This is a genomic window from Shewanella profunda (genome assembly GCF_023283765.1).
Taxonomy (GTDB): domain Bacteria; phylum Pseudomonadota; class Gammaproteobacteria; order Enterobacterales; family Shewanellaceae; genus Shewanella; species Shewanella profunda.
Genome location: NZ_JAKILG010000012.1, coordinates 73,477 through 87,545 on the forward strand (window position 1 = coordinate 73,477; position 14,069 = coordinate 87,545).

Below are 14,069 nucleotides of genomic sequence, written 5' to 3' on the forward strand. Positions count from 1 at the left end.
TCGATAGGAGAATAAGCGCTATGAAGATAGTCGTACTTGATGGTGATACCCTTAATCCTGGTGACTTAAGTTGGCATGCCTTAAGTGAATTAGGTGAGTTTGCGTGTTTTCCCCGCACCGCAAGCGAAGATATAGTCGCAAGGGCTAAGGATGCCGAGGTGGTTTTGACCAATAAAACCCCGCTAAATGCCGATACCCTTGCTCAGCTTCCTGCGCTTAAATACATCGGCGTATTGGCAACGGGCACTAATGTGGTGGATTTAGCCGCAGCAAAGGCGCAGGGCATAGTGGTGACTAACGTGCCAGCCTATGGACCTGATGCAGTAGCACAAATGGTATTTGCCCATATTCTGCATCACACTCAAGCTGTTGCTGCCCATCATCAGGCCGTGGTCGATGGTCAGTGGGTGAATTGCAAGGATTTTTGTTTTACCTTAATGCCGCTGCAATCCTTAAAGGGCAAGACTTTAGGCTTGATTGGTTACGGTGATATAGGCCAGCAGGTTGGGGAAATTGCCCTTGCGTTTGGTATGAAAGTGCTCGTGCATACGCGAACAGTGCGGCTTGATTTACCTCAAGGAGTCATGTGGGCAGAGCGCGATACTGTGCTTAAAGAGTCTGATATTATCTCGCTCCATTGCCCGCTTAGCCCTGAAACTGCACAATTTATTAATCAGCAAACCCTTGCTTTGATCAAGCCCAAAGCGCTTTTGATTAATACGGCGAGGGGAGGATTAATCGATGAGGCCGCACTTGCTGCGGCACTGACTCAAGGCAAGTTATTTGCTGGTGTAGATGTGTTATCGACCGAGCCACCCAGCGCGGATAATCCTTTATTGCATGTGCCGAATATCAGCATCAGTCCCCATAATGCGTGGGCGACAAAAGAAGCGCGGCAGAACCTATTGAATATCGCAATAGCGAATCTCACCGCTTATTTGGCTGGCGAGCGGGTTAATTGGGTAAATTCCTAAGGTTTGTGGATTAGGTTTTTCTGTAGAAAGGAATAATACTTTACACCCAAAGTAAATTATTTAGTTGGAAAATTAACGGCATAGCATCCCGAAAGAGTTGTGACTTAGGCTCTTAGCTTTAGATGCCAGCTTATCGCGAGCTATGGATGGCGAACTGGCAGTTAAACACGGATGTTGTTCAAGTCCATTAGAGGATGCAGAGCCGCTCCGTCTGATGTGAAAGGATTCACAAATGCCGCAAATCCAGTACCCGCAGACCACCTTGACGGATTAGGAGGATGAACGACTACTGCCGACCCGAATCTTGCTGTATTTCAATTGCGCTATAACGTTGTGTTCAACCGCAGTTTGTAAGTAGCGCATTGCGATAAACTTTGCGTAGCAATTCGCTAAATGCGCTACTTACAAACTGTCGAGTGGAGGCGCGAAGGGCCGTAACGGTGTTGGAACACCTTGTTAAATTTTTCTTGGCTTCACGACAAGCCAAAAGTATAAAAGTATGGCTAGCCAGTTGAAAAATAGCAGACTAAACCCGACCAGAATTGGGCGCTTCACGTCTCTGTAGGAAAAAAATCAGCAAGCATTAATGCAAAGAAACCAAACATGGTGAACATAATAGTAGGAAGACCTACCTTTATGTGCATAGGCGCTGCTTCCCAAGAGCCACTGTATGTATATGCTTCTAATGCGTCCGTTGCTGAACCTAAAACTATAAAAAGTAGCAGCCCAGTGTAAATATAGCCCCAAAGTATTTTTATTTTCACGCACGAATCTCTTTTAATTTAACGCTTTGCCAAGGGGCAAATGCGAGCGTTGTTGGGCGAAGCCCTGCAAGTGTTTGGCCAGCCGAGCTTTTTGCGGCGAACTTTGGCAACTTGTTAGCGGCGCTTTTCATCGATGTAGGCGACCATCTCTCTCAATTGAGCTATTTCTACTTTCTCACCTTTATAGGCAATTCTAGCCTTATTGAAATATTCACTTGCTTCAGATCCGCTTCCTAACTTTTCGTACATCAACCCAATTCTCAGATATGTAAATGACAAATTATTGGGTCCCACTTCAGATTGTAGAGAACTCGATTGGTCTGACTCAAGGACTCTTGCTAAAGCTTGTAGCGCATAGAGTCCGCTTTCAGGTGTGCCTGTTAAGTATTGAGAATGAGCAAATTCAATTTCTTCCCTGAGAAAGTCAGGAGAAATTTGGTTGGCGACAGATATACTGGAAACCATCATACTCATTGCAAATAAACTGATTTTGATAACATTTTTCATTTTAACTTCCTTATTAGTTGATATATCCCGTAACTTAAACTGTGCAGCGCCGAAGGCGCGTTGCTTGAGCGATTTGTTAGGTTCCAATACTCTGCTCATCCTCCTTAGGAAGAAGTTGGAGTATAGATGGTGGAACTGGACGGCACCCACAAGCCTTGGCATGAGCCAAGTGCCATGCAATACGCTGCTGAAGCGTTGCATTCTTCGGCATACGATTTTGCTCGTGCCAGGACTTATTCGTTTTGCCCATCATAAGCCTCCACCGCAGCAGGGATTGCACCAATGACAACTGCACCAACTGCAGGCAAGCCAACAAGAACAGCACTCAATACTTCCTGTCTCGTTGCACCATGTGACTTTGCTGAAAGCACATGAAATGGAATGCCTGAGTTATTGCCTGTAGCTGCGAGAACAGCAATGTATGCTAACTCTTCGGTCTTTTTGTCTAGTGCGCTGGCGGCATCAAGTGATTTAGCGACTTGCATCCACGCCTCCGCATGAGCCGGAGCTTCTTGTATGAATAAGGCAAAAGCTTTTGAAACGCTCATAGATACTTCCTTTGGGCCTAACGCCTCGCTCTGCGGAAATTTAGGCGCGTCAGCGAGTAAATTTTCCGTAGCAGCGCCTTGTTAGGCATTAATATAAGGCAGTATGGATTCACCAACTGCCGTAACCACACACCTTGCTCCTTTTTGCCCTGTTAAGTGAGCCTCAATTAACCTAGTACTAATAAGCTCGTTAATAGAATGCCGTACCCTTGTTGTCATACCCGAGTCCCTTATACCTTTTGACCGACAATACGCATCCGTAAATTCCATAAGCCAATCCGAACTTACCTTTGTGCCATTGGCACTATAGCTCCCCAACTGGATGAGAGGCCAGCCACTATGGTCTGAAAGGATGGTAAGAGCTTGAGGTGTAAGCTTTTCAATTTGAGATAAAGCATATTTATGCTGCTCAAACAATTGATAGAAGCTGTTTGAAACCACATGCTGCAAAGCAGAGGAAAGGTGATTTGCCAGTTCCATATCAGGAGGCGAATCGTCCAATATACGTAATATTTTATTGAATAGCGTATTACCTTGAGGACTTGATAAAAATTCCTTTAATTGTAAAAGGGCTTTTTCATTTTGATCATTTTTTTCAAAATATTGCGCAAGCAAGTACTCTTTTTTTGCTTCTTTTAAATCTTCATCCACAGACTCATTCCAGTTTATAATTTCTGAAACGATTTCACCTATCTTGAATAGCCCTAGCGCCTTGTCTCGGATGAACTTTTTGGCATGTTGAGATTGAATCTCACTTTCTTCTTCCGCGCTTAATTTTACATTATCCAATCTTGCATCAAGCGATTTTCCTTGTGCACCGAAATAATGATCGGGATGCCCAATTATTTCCTTCTTTATTAATTCACCTTTTGACACATATACTCCTTACTATGACCTGATGCCTAACGTTGAAGCTGTGCGGCGCAAACGAAGCGCAGCGTAATTTGCGTCCGAACGAGCGCCTTGTTAGGGCTTTTTCTCTTTAAGTGCATCAATTTTACTTTGTACTAATTGAACGAGTGCTGGTGCTGAATATACATATTCAAGTATTGCATTGCTAAGTGACTCAAGAATTGGTATCTCCGCATCAGTCAATTCACCCAGGTCCGCGTGTGCGCCAATGTTTCGTAATTGCCTAAGTTGATGTGCCATATCAGCCAATTGTTGCGGCATGATTCCCTTGTCTGCAATATCCTTTAATCTGTTGAATAAGCTATCGCCGTTTGCTTTTTTATCTATACACACCATATCAAGGACACGGCCTAGAAGCACCGCAAATGCATTTGTATCTATTGGCTTCACTTTTTGTGCAGCCTCAAAAGATTTAGCGATACCAGGCGGAAGGCCTCGTATTAGTTTGGCTTTTGCTGGGTACAGCAGCTCATAATCAGGACCTGTTTCATCATGGATATACTCATGCCAGTAACCAGATATAAATGAAATGCCTTTGCACGCGGGGCACTCGAGCATTTCCCAGAAAGGGCCTTCATCCCAAACCATGGGAGAGCCTTCATGTTCATGTGTGCGAATGCGGCTATATTTTGAAACTATTGCCATTGGTGCTTTGTTGCCGCAATGATTACATGTCAAAGCAGATGAAAATTTGGTATCTGACAATTATTTCTCCTTAAGCCCTAACGTCTTAGTATTTATGCGCTGCGCTGTTTGCAGGGCATAAATCGCTTGTTGGACTTGGCCGCTGCCACATCCATGTCAATTGGTATAAATGATGCTATAGGAATTTGCTTTTTTGCGGTAGCGGTTTTTTATACAGTTTGATGGGTAATCACTTGATATCGTTTTAGCTTTCTCATTCTTTTACGCTCACTTTCGACTGATTATTGACCTTGGTTGACAGCATTTGGGCCCCGCATTCAGGCTGACACTCACACCCTATCCCCTCATCGGCTTAATCCCATAAGGCTGGCTGCTTTTCGCTGTCGGTCATTACGCTACGTCTTGAGGGAGTGGTTATCCTGACAGACGTACTGGCTGACTTTGGTTGTTAAACATCACTAATCCATGCGTCTTTAATAATCAGAATGATGCTTTATTCCTCTCTCCAAAGCAGCATAAGTGTACTTGCAGGAGTATTCGCTTAGCATTAGCGCCTTTCTTTAGGGATATAAGAAAGGCGCTTTGTGTATTTACTGTTGACGCTTTCTTCTGCGCCAAGCGTAAGTGCCGAGCAGGGCGATGATAATGGCAAAACTAAAGGCCGCGGGCTTTTTCAGCTTGTGGTACAGCGCATTCCACTTGGCAACTTTATTAGCTTGCTCTCGTTTTACTGCACTTTCAAAATCGGGCGCTTGGCACTGTAAACCAAAGTTCTCAGCCCAAGGTACAAAGGGGCCATTGGCGACGTACTTTTGATAGTACCGTAGTGCCAGTTCATTATCCCGATACAATATCCAACCCGTGGCTTGGCATAGGAGCGCAGCATAGGCTTGGCTATTATGGGGTACAAAGTCGGCCGCTTTGTTAGCGAGTTCCGCTGCTGTGTAGCGGTAATGGAAACGCTTATCGGGAATGGCTTGGCTGGCGTTGATGCGCTGTTGTTCTTTCTCGGTCAATTTATCGGCTTCACTCCAACCACTTAAATCAAATACACCTTGGTAAATAGCGTAGTCGGGTGCTAATTCAAATCCTAATATTTCCATGCCTTGGTGGCGTGCAAGTTCGGCCGCAGCCCAATAGGCCTTGGCGCTATCAATACCTTTCGTTTTTTTCGCTGCATTCAGCTCTGTGGCGTAGGCGAGGGCGTTGGCATTAAGGCTAGGATTAGGGAAGTAAACAGGTGCTTCTTTTAGCGCGCCTTCGCGTAATAATCGGCGACCGAGTAAATAACGTAAGCGGTTATTAATAGGCTCTATATTGTCGTACCAATCGCTATCTTTAGGGTACTCGAATGCGATAAGCGGTACCTGTTTATCGACAAATAGTTTTAGTTCAGCCGTGGTGAGCACTCGTTCGGCGACATAGGCAATGTCTTGCCAGTATTCGTCACCACTGGTGAGCAATTGTTGTAAGGCATCAATATATTCACCGCGCTCTAGGGATAATACCCCTTGTTCTGCACGAATTCGGCAATAAGTGGCTTGGTCTTCATCGGCATTGATGGCCTGCTGTTGAGTCTCTTTGGCATCAACCGATACTGATGCACCTTGCTCGGGAAAATGGCGCACGGCTTGGGCGTAGGCTTTAGCTGCTTCGGCTTGGTCACCCTTTTGTAGCGTTAATTTTGCGGTGAGCCACCAAGTGAGGCCGCTTGGATTAGCCAGCGCCAATAAGCGCTCGGCGCTGGCATAATCACCTAGCTGATAATAAATTGCCGCCAACTTGTCACCATGGGTGAGCTGTAAACCATCCGTTGGAAAGACTTTAAGGATATTCGCTACCTTTAATCCCATATCAGACAATTGCCCATCGTAGGCAAATTCATTGGTACTGCTTTGCCAATAGGCAATCAATAATTGTTGCACGCTAGTTTGTTGCAACAGCGGCTTAAGTTCAGCAATGTCCTTGCCCATTAAGGTGCGGCTTAACATCAATAACGAATCATAACCACCGCTATCACCCTGTGCTGATTGAGTCGCATAGAGCTCAATGGCTTTATTTAGTGCCTCAGGGTTGAGGGTGATTTGCAGGTTAGAGTGGATTTCTTCCTCATTTTGCTCTGCGGCTTGGGTTAAGGGCAGGCCTTGATGTAGCAAAATATAGGCCTGCTCACCTAAGCTCGCTAAGCTCAAGCGAAGGGGATCGGCGGCGCCTTGGGCAACCTCGCTTTGTAGTTGGTTCAGGTAAACGTTAGCACGATTAAAATGCTCAGGGTCGGACGAGGTTTTACTTAAGGTAAGCTCGATACGTGACAGCGAATAGAGTGCCCACAGGCTTCGTGATGCACGTTGTTGCTCTGGTAATTCGATAACTTTAGTAAAATAACGACTCGCTCTGTCGTAATCTTTTGCATCAAATGCCACTGCGCCTAAGGTGTACCAAATGAGTGCTTGAGGCAGCACTTCATCTAGCTCAGTTGCCATTTGTTCTGCTTCTACAGGGCCTTGGGCATCACGTAGAGTATTTACTTGGGCCAAGTGAGATTCGCTTAACTCCGCATGCTCAAAGGCGCGAGTTTGGGATAGGTAGCGATGATTAACTTCATCCCAGAGATATTCTTGAGCCGCAGCCGTATCTTGATATTGCCAAGGTAAAGGTTTCGCAAGTGATGTCAGTTGTTGACTAAAAGACGTTTGCGGTAGGTAACTTAAATTACCCTGTCTGTCCTGCGTTAATTGCAAAGGAAAATCGGGACCACAGGCCAAGAGCATAGGAGAAAATAGGCTCAAGCACAGGAGAGTGGTTTTTTTTAGCATAAAAGCGCGATTTTGTATTGCCACTTTAGACGATGTATTTGGCTTATGGCGCATAAATTCCCTGTAAATGTAATGACTCACAACGTGCCCATCCTATAACCCTTTGGCCACCGGGATTGAGCATGTACTGTTGAATTTCTGTATTAGGTATTTTAGAGAGTGAGTGAGCTTGTGTTGATATTGAAGGCGCAGCACTCTCGATTGGCGAACTTTTATTCTTAGGCGTTTCTGCTAGTTCAGTTGTTAACTGCCATGCGAGTTGTCCTTGCTTTGGGCTGACGCTGTAACCATTTTGCGCATCATACCCGCTGCAAGCTTGCGCCGCTAGAGACAAAATACGGGGGATCTTGCCCGCAATATTCCCCTTGTTAATCAGCATAAGTTGATATAGCTGAGCTTCACCTTTATCGACAGCATGATCCAAGTTATGTGGGATGGTGCTGGGTGTGTTCCCATCGCCATGGATATGCTCAACGGCTTTGGGTATCGCGGTTTGCGTGTTGATCTCAAGCTCAATCTGGGCAGCGAGTACTCCCTGCTGCGCAACGGCGATTAAGGTATTGAGCGGCCAGACTCGTTTATCGCCTTCCAGAGGTAGCCTGAACCAGATAATGCCTTTGAGCTTTTCATCTGTTTGGTTTTGCAGTTTTTGCACAAAAGCCTGTAACACTTGCGGATCGGCCATCAGTTCCTGTACGGCATGGGTGGATCTTAGCTGATCGCGCAGTGGCGTTTCACTTTCAACTTTATAACCTGAAGCTGTACTGATGACCGCAGAGCCATAGGCGGGCAGCGCAATAAGATAGGGCACTGTGCTCATGTTTGAGAGCTGTTGCACCCATTGCCAACCTTGCGCTGCATCGAATAGTCCGCGGCGTGGATCGCTTACGCTGTGAATTTGCAGCACGAGTTCATCAATTGATGTGAGTAGTGCTGGAAAGTCGGCGCTACTAAGCCAAGCAGGTAGTGCGGTAATGCTGAGTTTGAGCTCTGCTGGTAACTGCGCTTTCAGCTTTTTAAGAAATTTGTGATAAGCGGGTAGTTTACTGCTGGCGCTGTCGTGATCGATTTCAATGCCTACGATGTGCGTACCTTTTGCCTGCCAATTTGCTAGTACTTTGTTGATTTTATTAATAACTTCTTTATCATTTAAATGTGTGAATTGGCCATCTAAGCGCACCACAGCGGTTTTGGGCCTAGGATCTGCTTGCAGCCAAGCATGGTTAACCGCGACTTCAAACCAAATATCTGCACCATTGGGTTTGGGGTGTGCCTGCAGGGCTAAAATGCGTAATCCTTGGAATGCGCCTTGGCTTTGCACTAAGGCTGTTTGGTTGGCGGGGCGCCATTGGCGCTGCCAGATATAGACTTGCTGCGAAAGTGGCGCTCGAAGCGTTGTTGCTTCTGCAGCGGCTTTTACTGTGACGCTGGCATTTGGGCTAGCCGTGATTTCATTGGGGTTTGATGCTGGCTGGCAGGCGCTCACACATACTGACGCGCACAACAAAGTGAATAATAACCACTGATTTTGCTTAATTTTTTTAACCAGATTGCCCATGTTGCTGCTATGAATTCCCTTTTGAATGAGGCATTACTATGCCTGAAAAATGCCGCTTATGCATCGCGGCTCACATATCAAACATCCAACATGAAGCATCAAGTCTTAAACTTCAACCATCTGATATCACACCTTAAAGTTTGGTTTTCTCGTAAGGTAAAAATCAGAACTCGGGATCGACTTGAAAGCGCATCTTTTCACGGGTGACGGGATGTTGAAGCATCAATAAATCCGCATGCAGATGCAGGCGATTGGCGCGAGTGCCATACAGATCATCACCCACAATGGGCGTATTTAGCCCCTCGGAATGGGCGCAGTGAACTCTGAGCTGATGGGTTCGGCCCGTTTTAGGGGATAGATACACGCGGGTTTGATGCGCGGTGTCATCGATTTGGTTCAATTCCCAATGGGTTTCTGCGGCTTTGCCAAACTCATGGCAAACCAGTTGTCTTGGCCTATCGTCTAAATCGCCACGCAGCGGTAAAGATATGTGGCCCGTCGCCTGCTTATCTGTCATGACGGTAGGAATACCCGCTAAAAGTGCCACATAACGTTTAGTTACTGTGCGCTGGATAAACTGTTTTTGCAGCTGTTTATGGGCGTCTTTTGTCAATGCGATCACCATTAATCCCGAGGTCGACATATCGAGCCTATGGACGATAAGTGGCCCTGTGGCATTGGGAAAGGTTTGTTGCATGCGCGAATATACTGAGTCTTCAATCTCTTTGCCGGGCACGGATAAAAACTCGCCGGGTTTATTTACAATCGCCATAGTCTCGTCTTGGTAGAGGAGGGTTAAGGTTTTGCCTTCGGCAGGATTCGTCAGCAGCGGATTATCATCGACAACAAGCCCTTCGAGCATATGCCCCAAGATAGGCTGGCATTTGCGCAGACAGGCGGGATAGAACTGTTTGTGTTGGCGAATTTCCGATTTTGGCGGCGCCCCCCACCAAAACTCGGCAATCGCCAATGGTTTAAGACCATGTTTAAAGGCGTAATGTAATAATTTTGGCGCGGCACATTCACCCGAGCCTGCGGGCGGTGTTAACTCAACCGTCCCGTTAAATATGCCGTTAAGGCTCTTTTCTGCGCCGCGAATATTCAAAAAACGATACTGCTCAAACAGCTTTTGCTGCAGCGCCGCCGAGAGCCGCTTGCGCTGTTGTCTTAACGCGTCGCGTTTATCTGTCAGTTGAGTTAACGCTTGGCTAACGGCATGAATACGTTCATCCCAATAGCGTTTAATGTCTCTTAACTGATTCTTTTCATTGATACTTTCTTGGCTAAGCTTAGCTTCTGTTACCGCGTTTTCACATAAAATCTCATCAGTCGGATTGGCAGCCCATTGCACTGCAAGTTGATGGCGCTGTGCCTTGCGGGATTGACGGCCGTCGATCATCAATTGTCTGTGGGCGGCAAGGTTAGTTTCGGCTTGAGCTTGCTCAGCGTTGAGTTCGCTCGATAGCCGAGGAATGTCGGGATGATTTTCTAGTGCAAGTAGCTGCTCGTTAATTTGGTTGATTTGCAGATTTTCGGCGTGGAAAAAGTTGTCCTTCGACAGCATATCAAACACAGGTGGAACAAAGCGCGGCCAATGGTTTTGCTCGGCTAACTTGCCTGAAAAGGCCGACAAATAGCCCACTTCACCCTGTGGGTTTTGCACTAAAAGTACACCAAACATCTTGCCAATCGCGCCCGTTAACTCACCCGTTAGGCCAAAGTTATGTTGCCAGTCGTTTTGCGTCTCAAGGTGATGTTGCAATTCTTCGGCGGCGATAACGCACAATGGATGCGGTTCGTAATAGAAGGGGAAGGTAAAACGCTGCGGTAGGGCATAGGCATCAATGGCTTGAGTAAAAGAGGTAAAACAAGAAGGCTGAAGATGCATATTGGGTTCTACTGTTGGTTTTACTTATCAGAGTTAAGCCACGACTTACACAGTTTGCTATGGATACGAAGTGAGGGCTGAAGAAAGGGCGTAGTTTACTCTGTCGAACTTTGGTGGTCACTTTTTATTGGGGTTGATCGGTTTTGAAAAACGGGAAATGGCATTAAAGCGCATTTCCCGTTGATTTTTAGCTTGTGTTTGAAGCCAATTGAAAGCGGCTAAACCCGCTTAAAAAATGACTTTCACCTTGCTGGCGCTCTCGAGTGCTTTATTCACTGCGCTGTCGATATCGATATCACGGGCGAGTGCAACACCTAAACGGCGGCGACCATCGATATCGGGTTTGGCGAATAATCTAAGCTGAGTGTTGACCGCTTCTAATGCCGCACCAATCCCTTGGTAGCGGATATTGCTTGAGGTGCCTTCGGCCAAAATCACTGCCGAGGCACTTGGACCATGCTGATGGATATTGGGAATTGGTAGACCCAGAATAGCTCTAACATGCAGGGCGAATTCCGATAAATCTTGGCTGATAAGCGTAACAAGTCCAGTGTCGTGTGGTCTTGGTGAGACCTCAGAAAAATACACTTCATTGCCCTTAACAAACAGCTCTACGCCAAATAATCCATAACCGCCAAGGGCTTCGACCACTTTGCTCGCAATCGCTTGGGATTTTGCTAACACTTCATCGGACATAGCTTGTGGCTGCCATGACTCACGGTAATCGCCATCTTCCTGTCTGTGACCAATGGGGGCACAAAAGTGAATGCCGTTCACAGCGCTGACCGTTAACAGGGTGATTTCATAATCGAAGGGAACAAAGCCTTCGACTATCACACGACCACCGCCAGCGCGGCCGCCTTCTTGGGCATATTGCCATGCTTTGTTGCTTAGGGCGATATCGCGAATAACGCTCTGGCCTTTGCCCGAGGAGCTCATGACTGGCTTAACGACACAGGGCACGCCGATTTCGCGAATGGCTTGATTAAATTCGGTTTCGGTATCACAAAAAAAGTATGGCGAGGTGGGTAAACCTAAGGTTTCGGCGGCGAGGCGGCGAATACCTTCTCTGTCCATAGTGAGTTTAGTCGCACGGGCTGTCGGGATAATGTTCACCCCTTCGGCTTCCATTTCCACTAAGGTTTGGGTGGCGATGGCTTCAATCTCTGGGATGACTAAGTGCGGTTTTTCTAATTCGATAACAGCACGCAATGCGTTTGCATCGAGCATATTGATCACATGGGAGCGATGCGCGACTTGCATGGCGGGGGCGTTGGCGTAACGGTCAACGCCAATCACTTCAACGCCTAAGCGTTGCAGTTCAATGGCGACTTCTTTGCCAAGTTCACCGCAGCCAAGCAACATGGCGCGTCGTGCGCCCTCAGTGTAGGGAGTGCCTATCATGTGTGGGTACCTTTGAGATTGTAGGGATGATGAGTTTTATGCTTGCGTTCTATGCCGCAATGATGTGGCTAGTTTAACCTGAACAGGCTTTAGGATCATGGAGTAAATCGGCAAGTGTGTCTCGGATCACTGGGGCAGCATATCTTTAGCTAATGTAGGGGCTATGGATGACGTTGAGATTAAACTAAAATGTTAACTATCTGTTATTGGCATGTTTTATGACCATCCACTAATCTTTGGGATGGAATACACATTATTAATACAAGGATATGCAGATGTTCTTAGATTACTTTGCGTTAGGTATTTTGTTTTTTGTCATCGTTATCATGTTTTACGGTGTCATTGCCATTCATGATATCCCCTATGAAATAGCCAAAAAGCGTAATCATCCCCAGCAAGATGCATTGCATATCGCGGGATGGGTGAGTTTATTTACCTTACACGCTATTTGGCCATTTTTATGGATCTGGGCCACTTTATACCGTGAAGATCGCGGTTGGGGGTTCAATACTGTAATGAAGCGAGAATTAGTGTTGGAGGAGGATGTGAATTCATTGCGCGAGACGGTCGGAGGGCTTCAGGCTCGGCTTGAACAGTTAGAGCAAATGCCCATGAACATAGCGCCTACTGTGGATTCGATAAAAACAGACAAAGTTGAGGTATAACATGGATTTATTACTCATACTCACCTATGCGGCCATGTGTATTGTTATCTTTAAAGTCTTTAAAATTCCGATGAACAAATGGACGGTTCCCACCGCAGTGCTAGGTGGGGTGTTCATTATTGGTACCTTACTGCTCGTGATGAATTACAACCATCCTTACTCTCGTTTTGCCCGCGAATATTTTGTCACTATCCCTATCACACCCGCGGTAAAAGGCTTAGTGACTTCGGTGGAAGTGCAGCCCAATATGCCAGTTAAACAAGGTGATGTGTTATTTCGTCTCGATCCTATTCCCTTCGAGGCCGTTGTTAAACGTAAACGCGCCGCTTTGATGGAAGCTGAACTCCAAGTGCCACAACTCGCCGCGGCGTGGGAGTCGGCTAAAGCCAATGTGGAACGCGTTAGGGCCGATAAAGATCGTAATAAATCTGCCTTCGAACGATACGAGCAAGGCCGTAAGAAAGGGGGCGCGAATTCGCCTTTTACTGAGTTGGAACTGGACAACAAGCGTCAATTGTATTTAGCCGCCGAAGCGCAACTCACGGCTGCACAAGCTGAAGAATTACGGGTGAGGCTCGCCTACGAATCCAACATAGATGGCGTTAATACTAAAGTGGCGGGTTTGCAGGGGGATTTAGACAGTGCACTCTATGACTTGGCGCAAACTGTGGTGCGAGCACCTGCCGATGGTGTCGTGACCCAAATGGCGTTACGTCCTGGTGCTATGGCAGTGCCGCTACCGCTGCGGCCGGTTATGACTTTTATTCCCGATGAGCAGCGCTACTTTGCGGGTGCATTCTGGCAAAACTCGTTAATGCGTTTGCAGGAAGGTGATGAAGCAGAAGTGATATTGGATGCCGCACCAGGGCAAATTTTTAAGGGTAAAGTGGCTAAAATATTACCCGCTATGGCCGAAGGCGAAATTCAAATGGGTGGTGTGTTGCAGTCATCGGCTCGTTTATTTCAAAATGGTCGCGTTATTGTGCTGATTGATATTGAAGATGATGCTATTCGTAAGCATTTTCCCGCCGGTGTTTCAGGACAGGTTGCAATTTATACTGAACATTTCCACCATGTGGCTGTGATGCGTAAAGTACTACTCAGGATGCAAGGCTGGCTGAACTATTTGTTCTTCGATGGGCATTAGTTCACTTGTCACTGTATTGGAAGTGGGTGAATGCGCGGCGGCTATCTTAAAATGCGGCAACTCGTGTTCGCAGACGTGAGATACAAAGGTCCAGTTCGCTGGACTTTTTATTTACTTCCAGAATAACAATAGCTGGGACATATATGGTCACCTTGGGTTTAAATAGCAGCAAACGCTAAGATCCCAATAGCGGAAATTACAGGCTACTCAGCTGTACTCGCTCAGCACAATTTACCTATAC

At 46.5% G+C, this 14,069-nt stretch carries 12 protein-coding genes; 3 read left to right on the forward strand and 9 right to left on the reverse strand.

What is annotated here, in order from left to right; translation table 11 throughout:
- Positions 1–20 precede the first annotated feature (20 nt).
- Positions 21–974, forward strand: a complete 954-nt coding sequence (locus L2744_RS08415; protein ID WP_248991484.1) for a D-2-hydroxyacid dehydrogenase — start codon at positions 21–23, stop codon at positions 972–974.
- A gap of 551 nt (positions 975–1,525) precedes the next feature.
- On the opposite strand, the gene L2744_RS08420 is transcribed toward L2744_RS08415, so the two are convergent.
- The 9 genes from L2744_RS08420 to purT form a co-directional block, all read right to left on the reverse strand.
- A complete protein-coding gene (locus L2744_RS08420; protein WP_248991485.1) occupies positions 1,526–1,738 on the reverse strand; it encodes a hypothetical protein in 213 nt (70 codons plus the stop codon).
- A gap of 114 nt (positions 1,739–1,852) precedes the next feature.
- Positions 1,853–2,245, reverse strand: coding sequence for a hypothetical protein (locus L2744_RS08425; protein ID WP_248991486.1), 393 nt, complete (start codon positions 2,243–2,245; stop codon positions 1,853–1,855).
- Positions 2,246–2,478: 233 nt separating this feature from the next.
- A complete protein-coding gene (locus L2744_RS08430; RefSeq protein WP_248991487.1) occupies positions 2,479–2,793 on the reverse strand; it encodes a carboxymuconolactone decarboxylase family protein in 315 nt (104 codons plus the stop codon).
- Between the two features lie 81 nt (positions 2,794–2,874).
- Entirely contained in the window at positions 2,875–3,669 is a 795-nt protein-coding gene (locus L2744_RS08435; protein ID WP_248991488.1) for a hypothetical protein, read from the reverse strand.
- 90 nt (positions 3,670–3,759) lie between these two features.
- A complete protein-coding gene (locus tag L2744_RS08440) occupies positions 3,760–4,410 on the reverse strand; it encodes a DUF4145 domain-containing protein (protein WP_248991489.1) in 651 nt (216 codons plus the stop codon).
- A 530-nt stretch (positions 4,411–4,940) separates the two neighbouring features.
- Complete coding sequence (locus L2744_RS08445; RefSeq protein WP_248991514.1) at positions 4,941–7,220, reverse strand: hypothetical protein; 2,280 nt, start codon at positions 7,218–7,220, stop codon at positions 4,941–4,943.
- Positions 7,210–8,724, reverse strand: a complete 1,515-nt coding sequence (locus tag L2744_RS08450; RefSeq protein WP_248991490.1) for a DUF3142 domain-containing protein — start codon at positions 8,722–8,724, stop codon at positions 7,210–7,212. The genes L2744_RS08445 and L2744_RS08450 overlap by 11 nt, the downstream gene beginning before the upstream one ends.
- A gap of 163 nt (positions 8,725–8,887) precedes the next feature.
- Complete coding sequence (locus tag L2744_RS08455; RefSeq protein WP_248991491.1) at positions 8,888–10,612, reverse strand: RluA family pseudouridine synthase; 1,725 nt, start codon at positions 10,610–10,612, stop codon at positions 8,888–8,890.
- 228 nt (positions 10,613–10,840) lie between these two features.
- Positions 10,841–12,016 (reverse strand): formate-dependent phosphoribosylglycinamide formyltransferase, encoded by a 1,176-nt coding sequence (gene purT, locus L2744_RS08460; RefSeq protein ID WP_248991492.1) that lies wholly within the window; start codon positions 12,014–12,016, stop codon positions 10,841–10,843.
- Positions 12,017–12,291: 275 nt separating this feature from the next.
- Here purT and L2744_RS08465 point away from each other — a divergent pair, with 275 nt between their 5' ends.
- Both L2744_RS08465 and L2744_RS08470 read left to right on the forward strand, forming a co-directional pair.
- Positions 12,292–12,681 carry a DUF3302 domain-containing protein gene (locus L2744_RS08465; RefSeq protein ID WP_248991493.1) on the forward strand — a complete coding sequence of 130 codons (390 nt, stop codon included), beginning with the start codon at positions 12,292–12,294 and terminating at the stop codon, positions 12,679–12,681.
- Position 12,682: 1 nt separating this feature from the next.
- Complete coding sequence (locus L2744_RS08470; protein ID WP_248991494.1) at positions 12,683–13,828, forward strand: HlyD family secretion protein; 1,146 nt, start codon at positions 12,683–12,685, stop codon at positions 13,826–13,828.
- Positions 13,829–14,069 lie beyond the last annotated feature (241 nt).